At 66.7% G+C, this 22,335-nt stretch carries 23 protein-coding genes; 16 read left to right on the top strand and 7 right to left on the bottom strand.

The genetic code is table 11. The annotated features are described in order from the left end of the window. Nucleotides 1–7 precede the first annotated feature (7 nt). The 5 genes from AB4Z46_RS12745 to AB4Z46_RS12725 all read left to right on the top strand — a co-directional run bounded on the left by AB4Z46_RS12745 (nucleotide 8) and on the right by AB4Z46_RS12725 (nucleotide 3,922). Entirely contained in the window at nucleotides 8–991 is a 984-nt protein-coding gene (locus AB4Z46_RS12745; protein WP_442283857.1) for a Bug family tripartite tricarboxylate transporter substrate binding protein, read from the top strand. Nucleotides 992–998: 7 nt separating this feature from the next. After that, a complete protein-coding gene (locus AB4Z46_RS12740; protein ID WP_442283856.1) occupies nucleotides 999–2,186 on the top strand; it encodes an MFS transporter in 1,188 nt (395 codons plus the stop codon). Between the two features lie 13 nt (nucleotides 2,187–2,199). Next, on the top strand, nucleotides 2,200–2,985 hold the full coding sequence (locus AB4Z46_RS12735; RefSeq protein ID WP_442283855.1) for an IclR family transcriptional regulator: 786 nt from the start codon (nucleotides 2,200–2,202) through the stop codon (nucleotides 2,983–2,985). Nucleotides 2,986–3,038: 53 nt separating this feature from the next. Next, nucleotides 3,039–3,566 (top strand): GNAT family N-acetyltransferase, encoded by a 528-nt coding sequence (locus AB4Z46_RS12730; RefSeq protein WP_442283854.1) that lies wholly within the window; start codon nucleotides 3,039–3,041, stop codon nucleotides 3,564–3,566. Nucleotides 3,567–3,754: 188 nt separating this feature from the next. After that, nucleotides 3,755–3,922 (top strand): hypothetical protein, encoded by a 168-nt coding sequence (locus tag AB4Z46_RS12725; protein WP_442283853.1) that lies wholly within the window; start codon nucleotides 3,755–3,757, stop codon nucleotides 3,920–3,922. On the opposite strand, the gene AB4Z46_RS12720 is transcribed toward AB4Z46_RS12725, so the two are convergent. After that, nucleotides 3,909–4,565: a methyltransferase family protein gene (locus AB4Z46_RS12720; RefSeq protein WP_442283852.1), complete on the bottom strand. Its 657-nt coding sequence runs from the start codon at nucleotides 4,563–4,565 to the stop codon at nucleotides 3,909–3,911. The two genes, AB4Z46_RS12725 and AB4Z46_RS12720, sit on opposite strands and share 14 nt — an antisense overlap. A 182-nt stretch (nucleotides 4,566–4,747) precedes the next feature. Here AB4Z46_RS12720 and AB4Z46_RS12715 point away from each other — a divergent pair, with 182 nt between their 5' ends. Both AB4Z46_RS12715 and AB4Z46_RS12710 read left to right on the top strand, forming a co-directional pair. Further along, nucleotides 4,748–5,392 (top strand): TetR/AcrR family transcriptional regulator, encoded by a 645-nt coding sequence (locus tag AB4Z46_RS12715; RefSeq protein WP_442283851.1) that lies wholly within the window; start codon nucleotides 4,748–4,750, stop codon nucleotides 5,390–5,392. Then, the gene (locus AB4Z46_RS12710) at nucleotides 5,389–6,660 is read left to right on the top strand and encodes a glycosyltransferase (protein WP_442283850.1); all 1,272 of its coding nucleotides are present in this window, start codon (nucleotides 5,389–5,391) and stop codon (nucleotides 6,658–6,660) included. Before AB4Z46_RS12715 ends, AB4Z46_RS12710 begins: the two co-directional genes overlap by 4 nt. Here AB4Z46_RS12710 and AB4Z46_RS12705 read toward each other — a convergent pair. After that, nucleotides 6,637–7,389 carry an IclR family transcriptional regulator gene (locus AB4Z46_RS12705; RefSeq protein ID WP_442283849.1) on the bottom strand — a complete coding sequence of 251 codons (753 nt, stop codon included), beginning with the start codon at nucleotides 7,387–7,389 and terminating at the stop codon, nucleotides 6,637–6,639. The two genes, AB4Z46_RS12710 and AB4Z46_RS12705, sit on opposite strands and share 24 nt — an antisense overlap. Before the next feature lie 180 nt (nucleotides 7,390–7,569). On the opposite strand from AB4Z46_RS12705, the gene AB4Z46_RS12700 reads away from it, so the two are divergent. The 9 genes from AB4Z46_RS12700 to AB4Z46_RS12660 all read left to right on the top strand — a co-directional run bounded on the left by AB4Z46_RS12700 (nucleotide 7,570) and on the right by AB4Z46_RS12660 (nucleotide 17,289). Continuing rightward, nucleotides 7,570–8,349, top strand: coding sequence for an enoyl-CoA hydratase/isomerase family protein (locus AB4Z46_RS12700; RefSeq protein WP_442283848.1), 780 nt, complete (start codon nucleotides 7,570–7,572; stop codon nucleotides 8,347–8,349). Further along, nucleotides 8,346–9,968 (top strand): acyl-CoA mutase large subunit family protein, encoded by a 1,623-nt coding sequence (locus tag AB4Z46_RS12695; RefSeq protein WP_442283847.1) that lies wholly within the window; start codon nucleotides 8,346–8,348, stop codon nucleotides 9,966–9,968. The genes AB4Z46_RS12700 and AB4Z46_RS12695 overlap by 4 nt, the downstream gene beginning before the upstream one ends. Next, nucleotides 9,965–10,381 carry a cobalamin B12-binding domain-containing protein gene (locus tag AB4Z46_RS12690; protein ID WP_442283846.1) on the top strand — a complete coding sequence of 139 codons (417 nt, stop codon included), beginning with the start codon at nucleotides 9,965–9,967 and terminating at the stop codon, nucleotides 10,379–10,381. Before AB4Z46_RS12695 ends, AB4Z46_RS12690 begins: the two co-directional genes overlap by 4 nt. Before the next feature lie 44 nt (nucleotides 10,382–10,425). Beyond that, nucleotides 10,426–11,553, top strand: coding sequence for a CaiB/BaiF CoA transferase family protein (locus AB4Z46_RS12685; protein WP_442283845.1), 1,128 nt, complete (start codon nucleotides 10,426–10,428; stop codon nucleotides 11,551–11,553). Then, entirely contained in the window at nucleotides 11,550–12,464 is a 915-nt protein-coding gene (locus AB4Z46_RS12680; protein WP_442283844.1) for an ArgK/MeaB family GTPase, read from the top strand. Before AB4Z46_RS12685 ends, AB4Z46_RS12680 begins: the two co-directional genes overlap by 4 nt. Before the next feature lie 210 nt (nucleotides 12,465–12,674). Continuing rightward, a complete protein-coding gene (locus AB4Z46_RS12675) occupies nucleotides 12,675–13,922 on the top strand; it encodes an ABC transporter substrate-binding protein (protein WP_442283843.1) in 1,248 nt (415 codons plus the stop codon). 69 nt (nucleotides 13,923–13,991) lie between these two features. Then, entirely contained in the window at nucleotides 13,992–15,080 is a 1,089-nt protein-coding gene (locus tag AB4Z46_RS12670; protein WP_442283842.1) for an isopenicillin N synthase family dioxygenase, read from the top strand. 11 nt (nucleotides 15,081–15,091) lie between these two features. Beyond that, a complete protein-coding gene (locus tag AB4Z46_RS12665) occupies nucleotides 15,092–16,525 on the top strand; it encodes an aldehyde dehydrogenase family protein (RefSeq protein ID WP_442283841.1) in 1,434 nt (477 codons plus the stop codon). A gap of 11 nt (nucleotides 16,526–16,536) precedes the next feature. Then, complete coding sequence (locus tag AB4Z46_RS12660) at nucleotides 16,537–17,289, top strand: SDR family oxidoreductase (protein WP_442283840.1); 753 nt, start codon at nucleotides 16,537–16,539, stop codon at nucleotides 17,287–17,289. Between the two features lie 22 nt (nucleotides 17,290–17,311). On the opposite strand, the gene AB4Z46_RS12655 is transcribed toward AB4Z46_RS12660, so the two are convergent. The 5 genes from AB4Z46_RS12655 to AB4Z46_RS12635 form a co-directional block, all read right to left on the bottom strand. Further along, nucleotides 17,312–18,343, bottom strand: a complete 1,032-nt coding sequence (locus tag AB4Z46_RS12655) for a Bug family tripartite tricarboxylate transporter substrate binding protein (RefSeq protein WP_442283839.1) — start codon at nucleotides 18,341–18,343, stop codon at nucleotides 17,312–17,314. 91 nt (nucleotides 18,344–18,434) lie between these two features. Next, complete coding sequence (locus AB4Z46_RS12650) at nucleotides 18,435–19,346, bottom strand: HpcH/HpaI aldolase/citrate lyase family protein (protein ID WP_442283964.1); 912 nt, start codon at nucleotides 19,344–19,346, stop codon at nucleotides 18,435–18,437. A gap of 33 nt (nucleotides 19,347–19,379) precedes the next feature. Beyond that, nucleotides 19,380–20,621: a CaiB/BaiF CoA transferase family protein gene (locus tag AB4Z46_RS12645; RefSeq protein ID WP_442283838.1), complete on the bottom strand. Its 1,242-nt coding sequence runs from the start codon at nucleotides 20,619–20,621 to the stop codon at nucleotides 19,380–19,382. Beyond that, complete coding sequence (locus tag AB4Z46_RS12640; protein ID WP_442283837.1) at nucleotides 20,618–21,106, bottom strand: MaoC family dehydratase; 489 nt, start codon at nucleotides 21,104–21,106, stop codon at nucleotides 20,618–20,620. Before AB4Z46_RS12640 ends, AB4Z46_RS12645 begins: the two co-directional genes overlap by 4 nt. Next, a complete protein-coding gene (locus AB4Z46_RS12635; RefSeq protein WP_442283963.1) occupies nucleotides 21,103–22,323 on the bottom strand; it encodes an acyl-CoA dehydrogenase family protein in 1,221 nt (406 codons plus the stop codon). The genes AB4Z46_RS12640 and AB4Z46_RS12635 overlap by 4 nt, the downstream gene beginning before the upstream one ends. Between the last annotated feature and the right edge of the window lie 12 nt (nucleotides 22,324–22,335).

The raw sequence follows: 22,335 nt of genomic DNA, 5'->3' as shown, positions 1-22,335 counted from the left end.
ACAACCCATGAAAAAAGCTGCGCGCCTTCTCGCCACGCTCTGCCTGTCCATCGGGCTGCTGCCCCTGTCGGCCGGGGCCGCGGAGGTTTTCCCGCAGAAGGGGAAAGTGATCCGCATCATCACGCCGCTGGCGCCCGGCGGCTCCTCGGACATCCAGGCGCGCGCCATCGCGAACCGCCTGTCGCAAGAGCTGGGAACGCCCGTCGTCGTCGAGAACAAGCCCGGCGCATCCACCGCCATCGCGGTGCGCGAGCTGATGCGCTCGCCGGCGGACGGCTACACGCTGCTCTACACGATCACGGTCACGACCAGCCAACTGCCGCACCTGTACGCCAAGCCGCCGTTCGACGTCTTCAAGGACATGGCGCCGGTGGGCGTGGTCTCGCGCACCCGCACCATCCTGGTCGCCACGAAGGACGCGCCGTACAGCACGCTGAAGGAAATGATCGCCTACGCCAAGGCCAACCCCGGCAAGGTCAACTACGGCTCCTACGGGATCGGCTCGTCGGGCCACATCAACGGCGAACTGCTCAAGGCCAACGCGGGCATCGACATCGTCCACGTGCCCTACAAGGGCAGCACGGAAGCCGTGCGCGACCTGCTCGGCGGACAGATCCAGCTGGTCTTCGACGGCCCGTCGACCGCCATCGCCAACGCCAAGGGCGGGCTGGTGAAGATCCTGGGCGTCGCCGACAAGGAGCGGCTGCCGTCGATTCCCGACGTGCCCACCCTCACCGAGGCCGGCGTGTCCGGGATCGATCTGCCCGGCCTCGAACAGTTCTTCGCGCCGGCCGGCACGCCCACCGAGATCGTCGACAAGCTCAACGCCGCGATCATGAAGACCGCGCGCACGCCCGAGGTCACCGAGCTGTTCGTGCGGGGCGGCTCGACCATGGCGACCTCGACCCCCGCGGAGCACGCCCGGATGATGAAGGAGGACTCCGACCAGTGGGGCGTGGTGATCCGCAAGCTCGGCATCCGGATGGAATAGGCGTCGCATGTTCCTCGCCTTCGCGATCGCCAGTCTGGCGAGCGGGTTCGCCATGCGCGTGACGGACCCGATCGTGCTGCCGGTGGCGCAGCATCTGTCGGTCGATGTCGCCATGGCGGCCTGGCTGAGCCCCGCCTATGCCCTGCCGTATGCCGTGGCCCAGTTGTTCCTGGGGCCGCTGGGCGATCGGTTCGGCAAACTCCATTGCATGAAAGTCTGCGGCGTCGCCATGGCGCTGGCGCTCACCCTCGGCGCCTTCGCGACGACGTTTCCGCTGCTGCTGGCCACGCGCATCCTCGCAGGCGCCTTCGCGGGCGGGTTGATTCCGCTGGTGCTGGCCACCATGGGCGAGCGCTACGGCATGGCGGAACGCCAGGTGATGATCGGGCGCATGCTGCTGGCCATCATCGGCGGGCAGATGCTCGGCTCGGTCGTGTCGGGTCTGGTCCACGACGCGCTGGGCTGGCGCAGCCCGCTGGTCATCGCCGCGGCGCTGGCGGCGGCCGCTTCGCTGGCCCTGCTGCGGATGCCGTCGGTGCCGCACGCGGCCGGCAGCGCGCGGCTCTCCACCGCCGCGCTATATGGCCGGGTCTTCGAGAATCCCAAGGCGCCCTGGATCTATGCCTGCGTGGTGGCCGAAGGGCTGCTCTTCTTCAGCCTGTTTCCCTTCGCGGGCGCCTTGCTGCTGGCGCGTGCGCCCGGGATTGCCGGTTCGGTGGCCAGCCAGGCCGGGCTGGTGCTCGGTGCCTTCGGCGTCGGTGGCTTGCTCTATGCCGTGATGGTCCGCCAGCTGATCGCTGCGCTGGGCGTGCGCCGCATGTGCCTGGTCGGCGCCGTGGCCGCGGCAGGCTGCTACGCCGCCATGGCGTTCGCGACGACGTGGTGGATCTGCGCGGCGCTGATGGGGGTGGCGGGAATCGGCTTCTACATGATCCACAACTCGCTGCAGACCGAGGCGACGGAGCTCGCACCCGCGGCGCGAGGCTCGGCCATGGCCTTGTTCGCCTGCGGCCTGTTCGCGGGACAGGGCCTCGGTCCGCTGCTGGCCGCGCCCTTGATACGCTCCGCGGGCTTCGCCGCTTTCCTCATCGCGGTGGCCGTGGGCGTGCTGGCGCTGGGCGCGGTGGTGGTGCGCCGCATCGTGGTGCCGACGGCGGCAGTCGAACCCGGGAAGGGCGCCGCACTGCGTCCTTAAAATGAAGGACTCCATGACGAACAGCGCACCCACCCAGCCCAAGGACGAAGTCAGTGCCTTGGCACGCGGCCTGGCCGTGCTGCGGGTGGTCTCGCAGGCCAGCGCGCCGCTGAGCAACCGCGATCTGGCCGGCGCGACCGGCATTCCCAAGGCCACCGTGTCGCGCATCGCGGCCACCCTCGTGGGGGCCGGCTACCTGCGGCAATCCGCCGACAGCGAGCGCTTCAGTCTGGGGGCCGAACTGCTGAACCTGAGCAACGCCTACCTGCGCAATTTCGACCTGCGCAGCCACGCCCGGCTGTACCTGGCCGAACTGGCCGAGTTCGCGGGCGCGGCGGTGCACCTGGGCGTGCGCGACGGGCTCGAGATCGTGCTGATCGACTCCATCCGACCGCACTCCGCGGTGATCCTGTCGCGCCTCGATGTCGGCATGCGCATGGACATGGCCACGTCGGCCGCGGGCCGTGCCTATCTGGCCGCGCTCGAGGGGCCGCCTCGGGAGGCGCTGCTGGACAGCATCCGGCGCAATGCCGGCGCCGACTGGCGCAGCGTGAGCGCGCGCCTGGATGCAGCGATGCAGGAGTACGCGCAGAAGGGCTACTGCAGCTCGTTCGGCGACTGGCACCGCGACATCCATGCGCTGGGCACGACGCTGGCAGGTCCGCGCGGCGAGCTCTACGTCGTCACTTGCGGCGGGCCGGGCTACCTGCTTCCCAGGGAGATGATGGTGGACAAGATCGCCCCGCGGATGATGGAGACGGTGCGCGTGATCGCCAAGGAGGTCGGGGCAGTCGGCTGATTCGCGCCATGCGGACCGCAGGCACCCGAGCTCGATTCTGACCGGAGTTCATCATGCAGGTACGTGACGCTGGCCCAGGTGACATCGACGGCATCGCCGCCATCTACAACGATGCCGTGCTCAACACCACGGCGATCTGGAACGACAAGACCGTCGACGCCGCCAACCGCGCGGCCTGGCTCGCCGACCGCCAGCGGGTCGGCTACCCGGTCCTGGTCGCGGTGGATGACCACGGCGCAGTGGCGGGCTACGCCTCCTTTGGCGACTGGCGCGCCTTCGACGGCTACCGTCATACCGTCGAGCACTCCGTGTACGTGCGCGAGGACTGCCGCGGCGCAGGCATCGGCCGGGCCTTGATGACGGCCTTGATCGAGCGCGCGCGCACCCTCGGCAAGCATGTCATGGTGGCGGGCATCGAGGCGAAGAACGCGGGCTCCATCGAGTTGCACAAGAAGCTCGGCTTCGAGGAAGTCGGCCTGCTCAAGGAAGTCGGCACCAAGTTCGGCAGTTGGCTGGATCTTGCCTTCCTCCAGCTCAAGATCGATTCGCGCACGGATCCCGACGCCACCCCCGTGCCGTGAGCGGCGCGAAAGGGGCAAACCTCGGAGGCTCTCAGCGAACCAGATCGGCAACTTCTTCTGCGCAAGCAGATGCTCGGCGCCGAGTTCCAGCATTTGCGCGATGGCTTGACCCTCAAGGCACACGCTCTGCAGCGTGCCGGCTTCGTTCACGGTCAGTGGCCCTCGGGTGTCGGCGACGATCTCCCGAGGTGCAGCGACGCCAGAGCCAGCAGTCGAACCTCGATGCATCGACGATCCGGCTCGATGAAGAGGATCGCGCCGCCATCGCCGGATTGCCGAAGGACCGGCGCTTCGCGCCCGCGGCGATGATCACGATCGAGAGCGAGACCGTGAGCGCCCGCATCAAGGGAGAATGAGCAGCTCGGGCAGCAGGTCCATGGTGTGCGCATGCCGGATGCCGACGATCACCATCGTCGACAAGGGAAACCAGATCGAGTCCGCAACGTTGCGCAGGAAGGCACGCACATCGACCGTCCACTCGGCTGGCGTGCGATACAAGTCCAGGCGCGGGAAGAATGCCGGCGTCGTGCGCGCGTACTCCGCGTATTCCGGAAACCGGTCCAGCATCAGTTGCTCTTCGGCCTTTATGACCGCGGGATAGAGCACCGCGAAGGCAGACGCCAGAAGGCCGAGCACGAGGAAGGACCCCGTGAACGCTCCCAGCCCGACGATGCCGACGAAGTTGCAGACGTAGAGCGGGTGCCGGCACATCGAATAGGGGCCCGCGGTGACCAGGCTGGTTCCCTTGCGTCCCGACACATAGACCGCACACCACAGGCGGCCGGCCAGTGCGAAGGTCACGCAAGCAATCGCGATGAAAGTGAGTGCGCTCGTCAACCAGGGCGAGGCCGAAGCAGGGCTGCCGGTGACCAGTGCCGCGAGAACTCCGACCAGAAGGCATCGCCAGACCCCAATTCGGTGGCGAACCAAGAGCGGTTTGAACGAAGGCGCGGCAAGTTCGTCACTGGTCATATAAGAGACCTCCATCCAGAGAATCATTCAATCGGGGGCGATGCAAGCAGGCCCTTCGCATTTGTGGCCCGGTGGGGCTGCAAACCGATTCTTTGTGATGATCGTGAACGAAACGTGAATTCCGTCTTCGGCCTTCAGCCCGGCCGCGCGCAGCTGAAAATTATTGGACATCGTATAAACTTATACAACGTTCAAGTTTGGAGTCCATCTTGCCAGCCCCCAATCTTCCTGGCCGTCGCGAGCGGCGGCGCGCGCAGGTACTCGACCAGGTAGCGAAGGTCGCCATGCAGCTCTTCGAGGCGCACGGTTACGACACGACCACCATGGAGCAGATCGCGCTGCAGGCCGATGTGGCAAAGGGCACCCTCTACAACCACTTCGCAACCAAAGAGGCGGTCCTTGCGCACTGGGTGCACATGGAACTGGCGGTCGACACGGAGCGCCTGCGCGGCGTGATCGAGACTCCCGGAGATTTCGAGTCGCGGCTTCGCCAATTGCTCGAAGCGTCGGTCGAATGGTCGCAGCGCTACCGAGCCTACCTGCTTGCATACTTCCGTTTTCGATTTCTCAACATCGAGAGCGAACTCGAGGGCGGCAATGCCGAAGGGCGGCCGCGCGACCTGGCCGGGCTCTTCGCTCTGCTGATTGAGCGTGCGCAGCACGACGGCACGCTGCGCGCCGACGTGCCGGCCGAGCACCTGGCATCGCTTCTGCACCACTTGTACTTTGGCGCGCTGATGCGCTGGCTGACCCTGCCCGGATTGGTGCTGGCCGACGAACTCGAGATGATCGTCCAGATCTTTGCCGACGGTGCCCGCGCCGCCGGCAGACCGCAGCGGAGGAAGCGCGCATGAAGATCGCAGTGGTCACCTACGGCACCGAGGGCGACGCACGTCCGCTCGCCGCGCTGTGTCGCGCACTCGACGACGCAGGCCATTCATCGGTGTTCCTGGCGGACGCATCGACGCTGGGCACCGCCCGGAGGCTCGGTGTGCGCACCCAGGCGCTCGACGGCGACATCCGCGGCGCGGTGGGTACAGGTGGGGCGATCGCCAACGTGGTGGCAAGCAACCGGCCAGCGGCGGCCGCCCAGGCCCTCGCCGACATTGCCAACGCCAGCGCCACGGCATGGCTGCGCCAGATCGTCGAGACGGCGCGCAGTTGCGACGCCATCGTGTGTTCAGGATTGGCCGCCTTTGTGGGACTTTCGGCCGCCGAAGCGCTCCGGGTGCCGGTCATCGGCGCGGGGATGTTCCCGCTCACGCCCACCCACTGCTTTGCATCGCCATTCCTGCCGCCCGCGCAAGTACCGCGCCTGCTTCGCCGCGCGAGCCATCACCTCGTCAATGCGATGCTGTGGCGCGCGTTCCGGGCGGCGGTGAACACGGCGCGCGCCGAGGTGTGCGACCTGCCGCCGCGTCGGCGGATGTGGACCACGCACCCGATGGTCTATGGCTTCTCGCCGAGCCTTGTGCCGAGGCCACTCGACTGGCCCGCGAATGCCATGGTCTGTGGCCAGTGGGTGCCGCCCGCACCCGACTGGCAACCTCCGCCCGCATTGAACGCATTTCTCGCAGCAGGTGAGCCGCCGCTCTACGTCGGCTTCGGCAGCATGACCGGCTTCGACGCCGGCCGCCTGCGCCAGGCGATCATCAATGGCGTGGCGGGCCAGCGCGCGGTGCTGCAGCCCGGCTGGAGCCAGATGGACGTGCAGGGGTTGCCGGCCAACTTCCATGTGCTGGGTGACGCGCCGCACGACTGGCTGTTTCCCCGAATGTCGCTGGTGGTGCATCACGGCGGATCGGGAACCACGCATTCGGCGGCGCGTTCGGGGGTGCCGTCGGTGGTGGTGCCGTTCGCGGGCGACCAGTTCTTCTGGGCGCACCGGTTGAAGCAGGCTGGCGTGGCGCCGGATGCGGTGGCAGGCCATCGACTCCGCGCGGATGATCTGGCACGCGGGATCGCGTTCGCCGGGCATTCGGCGGTTCGGACGACCGCGCGGGCGCTGGGCGAGCGGATGCGCGCGGAAGACGGCTTGGCGCAGGGAGTCGCTGCGATCGACCGGATTTTGAACACGGGCCCTCTGCTGATCAGTCGCTCAGGCGCGCACCAGCTGTCGTGACAGAAAGCTGCAAGTCGCGACTAACAGGTTGGCGCATTCGGCCACGTTGCCCTCGATCCGGTGCCTGGGTCCGGCGACGGCCACGGCCAGCGTTTCGTTGTTGATCGTGAGAAAGGTCGCGACCGCCCACACGTCGCTCACGTTCTCGCCTCGCGTGACGAAGTAGCCGATCCTCCGGCTTTCCAGGATGTCCTGGATCAGTGCGTCGTGCTCGGTTTTCGTGGCGGAGGTGATGGGGACCAGTTGCCGGCCTTCCAGCCACGCGCGCAACTCGGGCTCCTTGAGGCTTCCCAGCAAGGCCTTGCCGATGGAGCTCGAATGCAGCGGCTTGAACTCGCCGGGCTTGGCCGAATAGCGGATCGAGTGAAGCCCTTCAATGACCTGCAGGTAGATCACCGATTCCGCCTGGCGCTTGCCGAGGATCACGGTTTCGCGGGTCGCGTCGCGCAAGCGCTCCAGCACCGGCGTGGCATGTTCGATGAAGGGATCCTTCGCGAGGATGTCGTGCGCCACGTCGTACATGCGCTTGGTCGGATAGAGCGCGCGCGGACGGTTGAGCGTGTACAGGTAGCCGCGTGCCGTCAGCGTCGCGACGATGGCATGACAGGTGCTCTTGGGAATGCCGACCGCCTCCGACAGGTCGGTCAGCGAGAGCGGCCGCTGGCTCGCCTGGAACGCCTCGAAGATGTCGATCACCCTCTCGATCGCAGTCACCGTCACACCGGACATCGCGCTTCCTTCCATGAACGTCTGTRGGGCCGAAGTTCGGCCGGTTGAACAAATCGGATCAATCCGCTTCGTTTCTCTCTCGCCGCCTCATTATGTTCGTAATGCTGAACATTGGTTCTTGTTCTAGAACTTGTCGGTTCATAGCATCGGCACGCAACAACTCGACGGAGACCAGACAGCGTGCAAACAAGCAAGGACATCGCAGTGGAGGAACGTGCCGGTGGCGTCGTGTGGATCACGATCGACCGGCCGCACAAGCACAACGCGCTCGCCCGGGGGGTGCTCGCCGAACTGGGGCGGGCCGTGGCCTCGGCCGGGGCCCGGCCGGACGCGCGCTTCATCGTCCTGAGCGGCGCCGGTGACCGCTACTTCGCCGCCGGCGGCGATCTCGTCGAACTGGCCAGCGTGCGCGACGAGCCCGCAACCATCGACATGGCCGAGCAGTCGCGTGCGGCGCTCGACGCGGTGCGCGCATGTCCGGTGCCGGTGCTGGCCTACCTGAACGGCGACGCCATCGGCGGCGGCGCGGAACTGGCCCTGGCGTGCGACATGCGGATGCAGGCGAAACACGCGCGCATCGGCTTCATCCAGGCGCGGCTGGCCATCTCGTCGGCATGGGGCGGCGGGCCGGACCTGTGCCAACTGGTGGGCGGCGCCCGGGCGATGCGCATGATGAGCCGGTGCGAGCTCGTCGACGCACCTCAGGCGCTGCAGTGGGGCCTGGCCGATGCGGTGGTCTCGGACGGTCCGGCGGGCGAAGACGTGCAGGCCTTCCTGGAGCCGCTGCGTGCATGTGCTCCCCAGGTGCTGCGCGGCATCAAGGCGCAGACCGTGGCCTGGCGCCAGGGCGCTTCCTACGAGGCCCGCCGCGCCATCGAGCGGCAGCAGGTGCTGAAGACCTGGCTCCATGACGATCACTGGCGCGCATCGGACAAGTTTCTTGCCAGGAGCGCGAAATGAGCGGCGGCACGGAGCCCGCGGTGCCCGACATGGAACCGCAGCTGCGACCCGTCAGCCCGAGCGGCATCGAAGTGCCGACCAGCGTCGGCCCCGAGGCCGTCCAGCCCGCCAGCATCGGCGCGGCCGGGGAGTACCCTTTCACGCGGGGCATCTTCCCCGATGGGTATCAGGGCCGCCTCTGGACCATCCGCCAGTACTCGGGCTTCGGCACCGCCGAGGAATCCAACGAGCGCTACAAGTTTCTGCTGGAAAAAGGGCAGACCGGCCTGTCGGTGGCACTCGACCTGCCGACCCAGTGCGGCCTGGATCCGGTCCACCCGATGGCGCGGCCGGAGATCGGCAAGGTCGGCGTCTCGCTGTCCAACCTGAGCGAGGCCGAGATCCTGTTCAAGGGCCTCGACCTGTCGAAGATCTCGACCTCGTTCACCATCAACGGCACGGCCGCCATCGTCTATGCGATGTACCTGGCCGTGGCCGACAAGCAGAACGTTCCGCGCAGCAAGCTGACCGGCACGATCCAGAACGACATCCTCAAGGAGTACGTCGCGCGCGGCACCTGGATCTTTCCGGTGCGCCCTTCGATGCGCCTGATCGCGGACTCGATTCTCTATTCCAACGACGTTTCGCCGCGCTTCAATCCGATCAGCATCGCGGGCGCCCACGTGCGCGACGCCGGCGCGACGGCGGCCGAGGAGATGGCCTACACCCTGGCCAACGGCCTGGCCTACGTGGACGAATTGCGATCCCGCGGCGGCGATGTGGAGAAGTTCGCCAAGCGCCTGTCGTTCTTCTTCTACGTGCACATGGATTTCTTCGACGAGATCGCCAAGTTCCGCGCCGGCCGCCGGCTGTGGGCGCGCCTGATGAAGGAACGCTACGGCGTCCAGGATCCGAAGGCGCAGCACTTTCGCTTCGGCGTGGTGTGCGGCGGCTCGTCGCTGGTCGCGCCGCAGCCCTACAACAACGTCGTGCGCGTGGCGGTGGAAACCATGGCGGCGGTGCTGGGCGGCGCCCAGTCCATCTTCACCTGCGCGTTCGACGAGGCCTTCCAGATTCCGACCGAGTCCTCGGCCGAGCTGGCGGTGCGCACGCAGCAGATCATCGCCTTCGAGAGCGGCATCGGGCGCACGGTCGACCCCTTGGGCGGCAGCTACTTCCTGGAGCAGCACACCGACCGGATGGAGCAGCAGATCACCCAGGTGATGGGCGAGATCGATGCGTACGGGGGCGTGATCCGGGCCATCGAAGACGGGTGGATCCAGCTGCGGCTCGCCGAGCGCGGACTCGAGCGCAAGCTCGACACCGATTCGGGCCGCAACGTGATCGTGGGCCAGAACCACTTCAAGAAGGTGGACGAGGAGATCAAGGTCGGCGAGGTGTTCACGCTCGATCCGACGGTGGCCCAGCGCGCGCTCGAGAAATACCAGCGGGTGCTCGACACGCGTCGGCAGTCGGAGGTCGACCGCTCGCTGGCCAGGCTGTCCGCCGCGGCAGCCAAGGACAACGAAAACATCATGCCCTACCTCGTGGAGTGCTGCCACGCCTATGCCACCGTCGGCGAAATGGTGACGCGCCTGAAAGAGCAATGGGGCGAATTCAAGGAACCGGTGAATCTATGAGTGCGCAACAGACCTCGGCCGCGCTGGCGGCCAAGCGGATACTGATCGGCAAGCCCGGTCTCGACGGTCACGACATCGGCGCCAAGATCATCGCGCTGACGCTGCGCAACGCCGGCGCGGAGGTGATCTACACCGGCCTGCGCCGCAGTCCGCTGCAGATCGCGCAGGTGGCGGTGGACGAGGGCGTGGACGCGGTGGGCCTGAGCATTCTGTCGGGCAGCCACAAGGAGCTGGTCGCCGAAGTCATCGCGCAACTGCGGGAACTCCAGGCGCACGATGTGAAGGTCTTCGTCGGCGGCACCATCCCGGCCGAGGATCAGCCCTACCTGCGCGACCTCGGCGTCACAGCGATCTTCACCGCCGACATGCCGCTGGACGTCGTTGTCCGTTCACTGGCGAAGAGTCTCGAATGAGCGCCGCGCCGGGCCGCTCCAGTGCGAACCACGAAGGTGCTCCGATGAACGCGCCGCTCGCGGGGATCCGGATCGTGGAGGTCGGCCACATGCTGGCTGGCCCCTATTGCGGCCTGATGCTGGCCGACATGGGCGCCGAAATCATCAAGATCGAGACGCCCGAAGGCGATATCGGCCGCACGATCAGCCCCCACTTCGTGGGACCACACAACGCCTATTTCGCGAGCCTCAACCGCAACAAGAAGAGCGTCGTGCTCGACCTGGCCAGCGACGAGGGGCGGGCCGCGCTGGGCCGCATCGTCGAGACCTCGCATGCGCTCGTGACGAACCTGCGGCCCTCGGCGATCCGCAAGCTCGGCCTCACCTACGAGGTGCTTCGGCGATGGAACGAGCGCCTGGTCTGCGTGGCCCTGACGGGCTACGGCCTCGATGGGCCGTACGCGGACAACCCGGCCTACGACTACGTCATTCAGGCGATGACCGGCGTGATGGCGTTGACCGGCGACCCCGACGCGCCGCCCACCAAGGCCGGCTACTCCGCCGTCGACAACTCGGCGGGGCTGGTGGCGGCGGTGGGGCTGCTGGCCAAGATCGTGCAGGGGCAGGGCGGCCAGGTCGACGTCGCGATGTACGACGTGATGCTCTCGCAGCTCAACTACCTCGCGGGTGCCGCGCTCAACGCCGGCGAGACCATCGAGCGGCTGGCGGACTCGTCGCACCCCTACGTCGTTCCGGCGCAGATCTTCGCGACGGCCGAGGGGTGGCTCACCCTGTTCATCACCCATGACAAGTTCTGGAAGACCTTCTGCGGCGAGATCGGGCGTCCCGAGTGGACCGTGGACCGGAAGTTCGCGACCATGGCCGGCCGGCGGGCGCATCGGGCCGAAGTCATCGCCGCCATCGCGAGCGTGCTGCGCCAGGCCTCGGCGGCCGACTGGGTGCGCCGCCTGAGCCCGCTGGGCTTGGTGGTGGCCGAGGTCGGCACGCTGAATGACGCCCTGCGCAGCGACATCGCCGCCGCGCGCTCGCTGGTCGTGCCGTTGGGAGACGGCAGCCTGCCGCTGCAGGCGGTGGCCAGCCCGATCCGCTTTCAAGGGTTCTCGCCGGTCTACGGCTTGCCACCCCTGCTGGACGAGCACGGCGACGAAGTGCTGGGAAGGGTCGCCTTGTGAGCACGCCGCCGCTCGATCGATGGGCGCTGAGCCGCGCGCTGACGCGCATGGCCAACGCCAGCACGGCGGAGCTGGCGCAGTCCGCGCCGCGCGAACGCCCGACACACGCGGCGTGCCGGATCGGCGTCACCGGGGCACCGGGTGCCGGCAAGAGCACGCTGGTCGGGCATCTCGCGCTCGAACGCACGCCGAAGGGCCGGCTGGGCGTGTTGGCCGTCGATCCGAGCAGCCCGAAGAGCGGCGGCGCGATCCTGGGCGACCGCGTTCGCATGGACGACCTGGCCGGCGTCGGGGACCTCTACATCCGCTCGCTCGGCTCGCGCCGTACCTGCGACGGCCTCGCCGACAACCTGCCCGAGATGCTGGACCTCATGGACGAGTTCGGCTTCGACGAAGTCCTGCTCGAAACGGTCGGCATCGGCCAGGCCGAGTACGCGGTGCGCGCGCAGGTCGACACGCTGGTCCTCGTGCTGCTGCCCGAGAGCGGCGACACGGTGCAGGCCATGAAGGCCGGGATCATGGAGATGGCCGACATCTTCGTGGTCAACAAGTCGGACCTGCCGGGAGCACAAAGAATGGCCACCGACATCCAGCGCATCGCGGCCGTGACCCGGCAGCCCGAGGGCGCGTGGCGGGCGCCGATCCTGCTGACCTCGGCCTCGCAGCCGGCCTCGATCGCAGCCCTGTCGGAAGCGATCGATCGCCACCAGGCGTGGCGCAGCGCCGACCCGCAGCGGCACCAGCGACTTCGCGCCCAACGGGCCCGCTATCGGCTCAGGCGACTGTTGGAGATGCGCGTCGCGGAGGCGATCGCCCAACAAGCCGATGATTTTTTCGAGGCACCGCTGAAGGAGCAGCTGGCACTGGTACTGGCGGCGGTGGTCCGCATCCCCGGCGCGCAGGGGGACTGAGCCATGCCGCGCGCACTGGTCGAGTCGCTGAAAAGTTCCCTGCGCAAGGGAACCGATGCGCGGGCCGCCGCGCCGTCCCTGGTCCGGCGCAACGTCGCTCACCTCGCGGCGGGGCGCTCTGGTGCGGGGCCGCCGCCCCCCGGGTCGCGCACCGTCGTGCCGGACGGCCGATGACAAGGATCGTTTGAATCAAAAAAACAGGAGACAAATATGAAGCGCATTTTCAACAACGCCCTGCCCAGGAAGACCTCGAGGTCACGAAGCCGCATCGCTGCGGCGGGGGCTCTGATATCCATCGCGGCCAGCGCGCCAGCCTGGTCGAAGATCAACGACGACGTCGTGAAGATCGGCGTTCTCGCGGACATGTCCGGCATCTACTCCGACATGGGCGGGAACGGAATCACCGAGGCGGTGAAGATGGCGATTTCCGATGTAGGCGGCACGATCAACGGCAAGAAGATCGAGATCGTGACGGCCAATCATTCCGCCAAGCCCGACATCGCGGCAACCACCGCGCGCGAGTGGTTCGACACCCAGGGCGTGGACATGATCATCAGCGGCCCCAGTTCGGGAACCAGCCTGGCCATCGCCAAGGTGGCTGCGGAGAAAAAGAAGATCGTCATGGTGACAGGCGGTGTCGCGGCCCAGCTGACCAACGAGGAGTGCTCTCCCTACACGGTCCACTATCTCTACGACACGGTGGCGCTGGCCCGCGGAACCGGCACGGCGATGACCCGGCAGGGCGGCAAGACCTGGTACTTCCTGACGGTCGACTACGCCTTCGGCGAGTCTCTTGAAAAGGAAACCACGCAGGTCGTCAAGGCCAACGGCGGCCAGGTGCTCGGCAGCGTGCGCCACCCGCTGTCGGCCTCCGATTTCTCGTCCTTCCTGTTGCAGGCCAAAGCTTCCGGGGCCGAAGTGCTGGGACTGGCGAACGGCGGAGGGGACACGATCAATTCGATCAAGGCGGCGAGTGAATTCGGCATCTCGAAGTCGATGAAGATCGCGGGGCTCATGCTGTTCATCACCGACGTGCACGCGCTGGGACTCAAGCTGACCAGCGGCATCAACCTGACCGAGGCGTGGTACTGGGATTCGGACGAGAAGACGAGAAAGTGGGCCGACCGCTTCCAGGAAAAGATGAAGAAAAAGCCCACCAGCATGCAGGCGGCCAGCTACTCCGCGGCGCTTCACTATCTGAATGCGGTCAAGCAGCTGGGGTCGGACCAGGCAGAGGAGGTGATGACGCAGATGCGGAAGGAGAAGATCAATGACATGTACACCCAGAATGGCTACGTCCGGGCGGACGGACGGATGGTCCACGATCTGCGGCTCATGGAAATCAAGAGCCCCGCCGAATCGAAGGGGCCCTGGGACTACTACAAGCAGGTGCAGATGATCCCGGGCGATCAGGCATTCGCTTCCAAGGCGGAATCCAAGTGCAAGTTGTGGAACTGACGGGAACTTCCTACGGGAGTTCGAAGAGCAGTTGATTTTTCGGTAACTACTATTCAGGAGACATGAACCATGATGACATCAGCGAGCGCGGAGATCGACAACAAGGTGGCTGCTTCCGCGGGCGTTCGGGCTTCCATTGCGGAGGGCAAGGATTTGCCGATATTGGACGTGGGGCCCTATCTGGCGGGCGTGCCTGGCGCGCTTGAGCAATTGGGGGCGGACGTGAAGTGCATCCAGGAGAACCTGGGCTTCTTCGCGATCGTCAACCACGGAATTCCGCAGTCGCTGATCGACGAGTCGTTCCGTCAGACCGCGAAGCTCTTCGATATCTCGATGGAGGAGAAGCTCAGGCACCGGGTCGGGTTCCACCACCAGGGCTACCTTCCGCCCAAGTCATCCATCCTGAAGTCGACCGCCATTGCCGAGAAGATCGCGGTCAATACCAAGAAGGACACCAACGCCGCCTGGCTGTTCATGAGGAATCGCTCCGCCGACGACCCGAAGGTGCTGTCCAACGTGCGACATCGCGGGCTGAACCAGTGGCCCGAGAGTCTGCCCGAGTTCAGGAAGACGCTGTTCGAGTACCAGACGTCGATGGAGAAGCTCTCCCTCAAGCTGCTGCCGATCTACGCGCGCGCGCTGGGTCTTCCGGCCGACTATTTCGACAGCATGTTCAAGGCGCCGGAGTACTACCAGCGCTGCGCCTACTACCATCCCGAAGAGAAGATGGAGGAGGGCCAGTACGCGCTGGCGCCGCACTCCGACGGCAGCTTCCTGACGCTGCTGCCGATGACGCCGGTGCCCGGGCTGCAGGTGATGACGCCCTCGAAGGAGTGGCTCAAGGTCAGCTACGTGAAGGACGCGCTGATCGTGAACACGGGGCAGATCCTCAACCGCCTGTCCAACGATCGGTTCATCGCCACGCCGCACCGGGTCGTCAATCCGCCGACGAAGCGCTATGCGCTGACCTTCTTCTTCTACCCGGATGACGACGCCAACGTCGGGCCGATCCCGGCGTGCGTGGGACCCGGCGAGAAGGCGAAGTACGACTCGCGCTCCTTCTACGACTTCTTCGTTCCCTACCTGGACGATCTCTACCACTACAACGATCCCAAGTTCATGAGCGAGGTCGAGCCTGCAGGGGCCGGCTCGAAGTGAAGGAGGCACGCGTGAGCAAATTGCTGATCGATGGGCGATGGGTCGATGCGGTCGATGGCGAAACCATCGACGTCATCGATCCGTGCAGCGGACAGGCGTTCGCGAAGATCGCACGGGGCCGGTCCGCGGATGTCGAACTGGCGGTCGCGGCGGCGCGCCGTGCGCTGGAAGGCCCCTGGGGGCGCATGACGGCCACGGAGCGGGGACGGATCCTGCAGCGCCTCGGGCAGGTCATCCTGGACCATGCCGAGGAACTGGCCGAAGTGGAGGCCCGCGATACCGGCAAGCCCATGTCCGTGGCCCGCGCGGACGCCAAGGCGGTGGCGCGCTATTTCGAGTTCTATGGCGGCGCCGCCGACAAGATCCATGGCCAGACCATTCCCTACCTGGGCGGCTACAACGTGAGCGTCGTTCGCATTCCGCACGGCGTCACCGCCCACATCATTCCGTGGAACTATCCCGCGCAGATGATGGGGCGCACGCTCGCTCCCGCACTGGCCATGGGGAACGCGGCGGTGGTCAAGCCCTCCGAGGACGCCTGCCTGAGCGCACTGAAGCTCGCCGAGTTCGCGATGCTGGCGGGACTGCCGCCCGGCGCCCTGAACATCGTGACCGGCTATGGCGCCGAGGCCGGCGCGGCGCTGACCTCGCATCCGGGCATCAACTTCGCGACGTTCACCGGCTCGCCGGAGGTCGGCGTCCAGGTGCAGCAATCCACGGCCCGCCACCATGTCCCGTGCGTTCTCGAGCTCGGAGGCAAATCGCCGCAGATCGTCTTCGAGGATGCGGACCTGGCCAAGGCGGCACCCATCATCGTCCGGGCCATCGTCCAGAACGCCGGCCAGACCTGCTCCGCCGGCAGCCGCCTGCTCGTTCAAAAAGGGATCTACGACCGGTTCGTCGCAACGATCGCGGCCAGCTTCGAGGCGCTGAAGGTCGGGACGCCGGAGATGGACCTGGACTGCGGCCCGCTGATCAACGCGAGGCAATGCGACAAGGTGAGCTCGTTCATCGCCGAAGCGGCCGCCATGGGGGTACCGAAGCTGGCCGAAGGCAGCCTGGCGCCAGGTGTTCCAGGCGAGGGCTACTTCGTCAAGCCCGTGCTCTTCGGACCCGTGCCTCGCGGGCACCGCCTGGCTTGCCAGGAGGTCTTCGGCCCGGTGCTGTCGGTCATGCCGTTCACCGACGAAGACGACGCGGTGCAGTTGGCCAACGCGACGGACTACGGTCTCGTCGCCGGCATCTGGACGGAGAACGGAAGCCGGCAGGCGCGGCTGGCGCAGCGCATCGCCAGCGGCCAGGTCTTCATCAACTGCTACGGCGCGGGCGGCGGGGTCGAGCTGCCGTTCGGAGGCGTCAAGAAAAGCGGCTATGGCCGCGAGAAGGGGTTCCTCGCCCTCGAAGAGATGAGCACCACCAAGACCATTGTCCAGCACTACGACTAAGGATTTCCAACATGTCCAGATTGAGCAAGAAAATCGCGATCGTCACGGGCGCAGGCAGCGGATTCGGCGCCGCGATCGCCCGGACCTACGTCAGCGAAGGCGCGAAGGTCGTCCTTGCCGACGTGAACCTGGAGGCGGCCCGGCGCATCGCCGCGGAACTGGGCGACAACGCCAGCGCCGTGGCGTGCGACGTGAGCCGCTTCGACCAGGTGCAAGCCATGGTTCGCCACTGCGTGGAACGCTTCGGCGTGCCCGACGTCGTGGTCAACAACGCAGGCACCACGCACCGCAATCAGTCGATGCTCGAGGTCGACGAAGAGACCTTCGATCGCGTGTTCGCCGTCAACGTGAAGTCGATCTTTCACATGACGCGCGCGGTGGTGCCCCTGATGAAGGAGAAAAAGGCCGGCGTGATCATCAACGTGGGTTCGGTCGGCGGCATCCGTCCGCGCCCCGGCCTGACCTGGTACAACAGCTCGAAGGGCGCGGTGAAGGTCATGACCAAGTCGATGGCCGTCGAACTGGCGTCCGACGGCATTCGGGTCAATCTCATTTCCCCGGTCATGGCGCCCACGGGTCTTCTTCAGGACTTCATGGGCGTGGCGGACACGGCCGAGAACCGGGCCCGCTTCGTCTCGACGATTCCGCTGGGAAGGATGTGCGACCCGGCCGACGTGGCGAACGTGGCGCTGTTCCTGGCCAGCGAGGAGGCTCGCTTCCTGACGGGGGTCGAGATGCCGGTGGACGGCGGACGTTCCATCTGACGGCCAGATTGCGGCGACCCCGTCAATCCACGGTCAATCCAAGCTCGCGCGTCATCGCCTGGTAGGTCGGCCAGCTGCGCCGGATGAGCTTCTGCAGTTCGGCGCCGGTCCAGGGCGGTCCTTCGACGCCCAACTGCGCGAGCACGCTCTTGACGTTGTCGGACTTGGTGGCGGCCTCGCGGGCCACCTCGGCCAGCTTCATCACGATGTCGCTGGGCAGGCCCGCGGGGCCAAGCACCATGTTGCATTCGATCAGGTCCTCGAAGGCTGGCCCGGTGAAACCTTCGTCGGCCCAGGTCGGAACGCCCGGCAGCAGCCGCTCGGAACGCTCGCCGGAGATGAGAACGATCGGCCGCAGCGAACCGCGCTGAATGCCGCCGGCCAGGCCCGCCATCGAGCCCGCGCCCATATCGATGTTGCCTGCCATCAGGTCGAACACCATCGGGCCCGTGCCCTTGTAGTTGACGATGTCGAATTTTCCGCCGGTCTGCTTGATCAGCTGGCTCACCATCAGTTGCCAGCCGGAGCCGATGCCGTAGTTGCCCACCGTCACCGGACGCTGGCGTGCCAGCGCGATCAGCTCCTTCAGGTTCCTCACCGGCAGATCCTTCTTGACCACCATCGGCGCGGTACCCGTGCTGAATGCGGCGATCGGCGTCAGGTCTTTCGTGGTGTCGAGCGGCACCTTCTTCAACAGCACCGGCGCCTGCGCCAACTGGCTGTGCAGGGTGATCAGCAGCGTGTAGCCGTCCGCGGCCGAGCGCGCCACGTTGTCGGCGGCGATCATGCCGATGCCTCCGGGCCTGTTCTCGACCACCACGGGCGTGTGGAGGCGCGTCGTCATGTACTCGGCCAGCGCGCGCGCGGTCGCGTCGTTGGACGACCCCGGCGCTTGGGCGGCCACGATCCTGATCGGTTTGGAGGGCCAGGCCTGTGCCTGTGCCTGCGCCAACCCCGGCAGCCACCCGGCACCGAGCGCGCCGAGTCCCGCGGCAAGCAAGCGGCGCCGTTGCGCCTCGGTGGCGGGCAATGTCGTTTCGAGTCTGGTGTTCATGTTGTCTCCTGCGGATGGATGGCGGGTTGCATGGCCGGGGATGTGCCGTGACGGCCCCCAAGAATGTCCGGGCGGCCGGCCGGCGCTCGACTCACATGCCGATCTGGTCGGCACGGGCTACCAGGTTCTTGACGATGCGCACGGAGGCGATGTCGATCATCTTTCCGCCGTACTGCACGGCGCCCAGGCCTTGCGCCAAGGCTTGGTCGTAGGCCTTGATCATGTCGCGGGCGCGCGCGACGTCTTCGGGCGAGGGGGAGAATGCCTCCTGCGCGATCTGCACCTGCGATGGATGGATGGCCCATTTGCCGACCATGCCGAGGATCATCGAGCGCCGGCATTCTTCGCGGAAGGCTTCGGGTTCCTTGAAGTCGGCGAAGGGGCCATCGACCGCGTCGATGCGATTCGCGCGGGCCGCGATCGTCAGCTTGTGACGCTGGTAGCTCCAGATGTCACCCGGATAGCCGCTCGGGCCACCGATGTCGCGAATCGAGATGCCCTGGCTGGCCGAGTAGTCGCCCATGCCGAAGATCAGGCACTCGAGGCGCGGCGTCGAAGCAGCGATCTCCTCGACCCGCATCATGGCCTCGACTTCCTCGATCAGCACATCGATGCCGATGCGCTTGCGAAGGCCGAGCTTCCTTTCCATCATCGTGAGCAGCTTGTCGACGAACTGCACGTCGGACGCGCCCATTGCCTTCGGCAGCATGATCACGTCGAGGTTCTCGCGCGCCCCTTCGACGACTTCGATGATGTCCTCGTAGGCGTATTCGGTCGTCAAGTCGTTGATGCGCACGCAGCGCGTCGTCCGGCCCCAGTCCAGTGTGTTGAGGGCTTCCACGATCCTGGCGCGGGCCGGCCGCTTCTCGGTGGGGGCGACCGCATCCTCGAGGTCCAGGAAGCAGAAGTCCAGGTCCATCTCCGACGCCTTCTTCATCATCTTTTCGCTGGAGCCCGGCACGGAGAGTTGGCAGCGGCGCAGTCGGCGCGGTCGGTCTTGAATCAAGGTCATGTCCTCGGTTGGAAAAAAAGGGGGTTACTGAACGACGTCGTCAGCGCGCAGCGCCGCGATCTCGTGGGGCTCGAAACCGAACTCGGCAAGCGTGCGGTCGGTGTGCTCGCCGGTCATCGGCGCACGGCGCCGCACGCCGCCCGGCGTCTCGCTCATGTGCACCGGCGTGCCGGCCACGGTCAGCGGGCGCGTCGCACCGGGCTGTTCGGTCTCGACCAGCATCTCGCGAATGCGGAAATGCGGGTCTTCGAAGATGTCGGCCGCGTCGAACACCGGACCGAAGGGGATTTCGCCGCCCAGCAACTCGGACAGCTCGGCCTTGGTGTGGCGCGCGGTCCAGCCGCTCACGGTGGCCTCGACCTCGGCCTTGTGCGCCATTCGGGCGTCATTGGTCGCATAGCGCGGATCGGTCGCCATCCCGGGTTGGCCCATGCGATGGGTCAGCGGTACCCAGAAGCGATCGTTCGGCACTCCGAGGCTGACGTAGCCATCCTTCGCGGGGAACAATCCGAACGGGCACAGCAGCGGGTGCCCGTTGCCTTCGGGTCCTGGCGATTGCGCGGAGGCGCTGTACTGGAACACCAGCCGCTCGCAGACCGCCAGCACGGCATCGACCATGCCGACGTCCACGAACTGGCCGCGGCCGGTGCGCTGCGCGCGCCAGCAGGCGGACGCGACGCCGAAGGCCAGGAAGGCGGCCGGGATCAGATCGCCGACGCCGGGGCCGATCTTGGTCGGCGCGCCACCGGGCACCGGGCCTGTGATGCCCATGATGCCGCCCATCGCCTGCGCCACCGGGTCGTATGCGGGCCATGTCGCGTAGCTGCTCTCGCCGCTGCGCGGGTCGCCGAAACCGCGCAGGGCGCCGTACACCAACCGCGGATTCACCTGCGCGAGCACGTCGTAGCCCAGTCCGAGCCGCTCCATCACGCCGGCGCGATAGTTCTCGACCAGCACATCGGCCTTCTCGACCAGCCGCAGCAGGGCCGCCTTGCCGGCCGGCTTCTTGAGGTCAAGCGTGAGCGAGCTCTTGTTGCGGTTGATCGAGGCGAAGTAGCCGCCGAAGCCCCCTTCGTCGATCTTCAGCGCGCCGTCGATGTACGGGCCGTTGCGGCGCGTCAGGTCACCGCCGGGTGGCTCGATCTTGATGACGTGCGCACCTTGGTCGGCCAGCATCATGGTGGCGTAAGGGCCGGCCAGCATCTGGGTCAGGTCCAGCACGACCAGCCCGTCGAGCGCACCGAAGGAGGGGGCGCGCGCGGTCACTTCTGCGCCCAATGGCTCTTTCGCTTGAGCAGAACGGTGCGCTCCGCCTCCACGCAGAGCTTGTCGTCCTGGTTCAGGCCGTAGTGCTTGAAACGCACGATGCCGGCGTCCGGCCGGTCCGCGTCGAGCCGCTCCAGAACTTCGCTGTACGCATAGAGGGTGTCGCCGTGGAAGACCGGGTGCGACAGGCGGATCTTGTCGAGCGCGAGCTCGCGCAGGCACTGCTCGGCCGTGTCCTGCGCCGCGAGCCCCAGCACCATCGACAGATTGATGCCGCCGAACACCACGCGCTGCGCGAAGATGCCGCGCGCGTCCTGCTGCATCGCATGCTCATTGAAATGGCCATCGGCCGTGTTCATGACCATGTTGGTGATGAGCACGTTGTCCATTTCGGTAACGGTCTTGCCGCGTGCATGCCGCAGCAGCAGTCCGGGCTCGAAGTCCTCGAAGTAGTTGTCGGTGCTGGTGAGCGTGGATGACTTCATGCCGCACCTCCGCTGCGTGCCTGGGATTCGTAGGCGCGGCCGGCGATCATGGCCTCGACCTCGGACTTGCCCAGCAGGGTGCTTGCGATGATGCGTTGCTGGATCTCCGACGTACCCTCGAAGATCTTGGTGAGCCGCGCGTCGCGCCAGTAGCGCTCGACAGGGAACAGCTTGGTGTAGCCGGCGCCGCCGAAGATCTGCATCGCTTCCGATGTCACCCGCTCTGCCATCTCGGAGGCGAAGTACTTCACCATCGAGGATTCCTTGTCGCAGCGGCGACCGCGATCGATCTCGCCGCACACGTAGTACATCAACTGCCGTGCGGCCTCGATCTCCGTCGCCATGGTGGCGATCTTGAAGCGGATGGCCTGGTACTCGGCGATCGGCATGCCGAACTGCTTGCGCTCGCCTGCATAGGCGATGGCGTCCTCGAGCGCGCCCTGCGCGAGCCCGATGGCCCGCGCCGCCGTGTGCGCCCGCGCGCCTTCCAGTCCCTTGGTCATCAGGAGGAAGGCCTTGCCCTCCTCGCCGATCAGGCCTTCGGCCGGGACGCGCAGGCCGTCGAGCGCGAGCTCGAAGGTCTTCCAGCCGAAGTAGCCGATCTTGGGAATGGGGGAGCCGGTCATGCCCTTCGGAAAGCTGCCGCGCTCCTTCTCGATCAGGAAGCACGAGATGCCCTGCCAGCGTTTGTCGGCGCTGGGCGGCGGGGCCGTCCGCGCGAACAGGGTGAGGTAGTCCGCGCCGTCGGCGAAGGTGCACCAGTACTTGTTGCCGGTGATGACCCACTCGTCGCCGTCGCGCACGGCGCGGCACGAGATCGAGGCCAGGTCGGAGCCGGTGTCGGCTTCCGACAGCGCAGCCGCATTGAGGAATTCGCCGCGTACCACGCGCGGCAGGTACTTCGCGCGCATCTCCTCGGACATGGCCGACTTGATCCAGCCGCCCTGGGCGCGCGCCACGATCGAGGCCACCGACATCCAGCCGCGCGCGAGCTCCTCGCAGATCAGGCAGTACTCGAAGTAGCCCAGACCCAGGCCGCCGTATTCCTCGGGAATCATGATGCCGAAGTAGCCCATGTCGGCCATCTTCTGGCGCAGGTCCATCGGGATCTCGCCGTCCGGGCCGTCCAGTTTGTTGGCGACCGGCAGAACCTCCCGCATGGTGAAGTCGCGCGCGGCGTCGCGGATCATGCGACGCTCCTCGGTCATGTAGCCCATTCCATCTTCCGA

It is taken from the genome of Variovorax sp. M-6 (assembly GCF_052114385.1).
Taxonomy (GTDB): Bacteria; Pseudomonadota; Gammaproteobacteria; order Burkholderiales; family Burkholderiaceae_C; genus Variovorax.
This window is presented reverse-complemented; position numbering and strand designations above follow the sequence as displayed.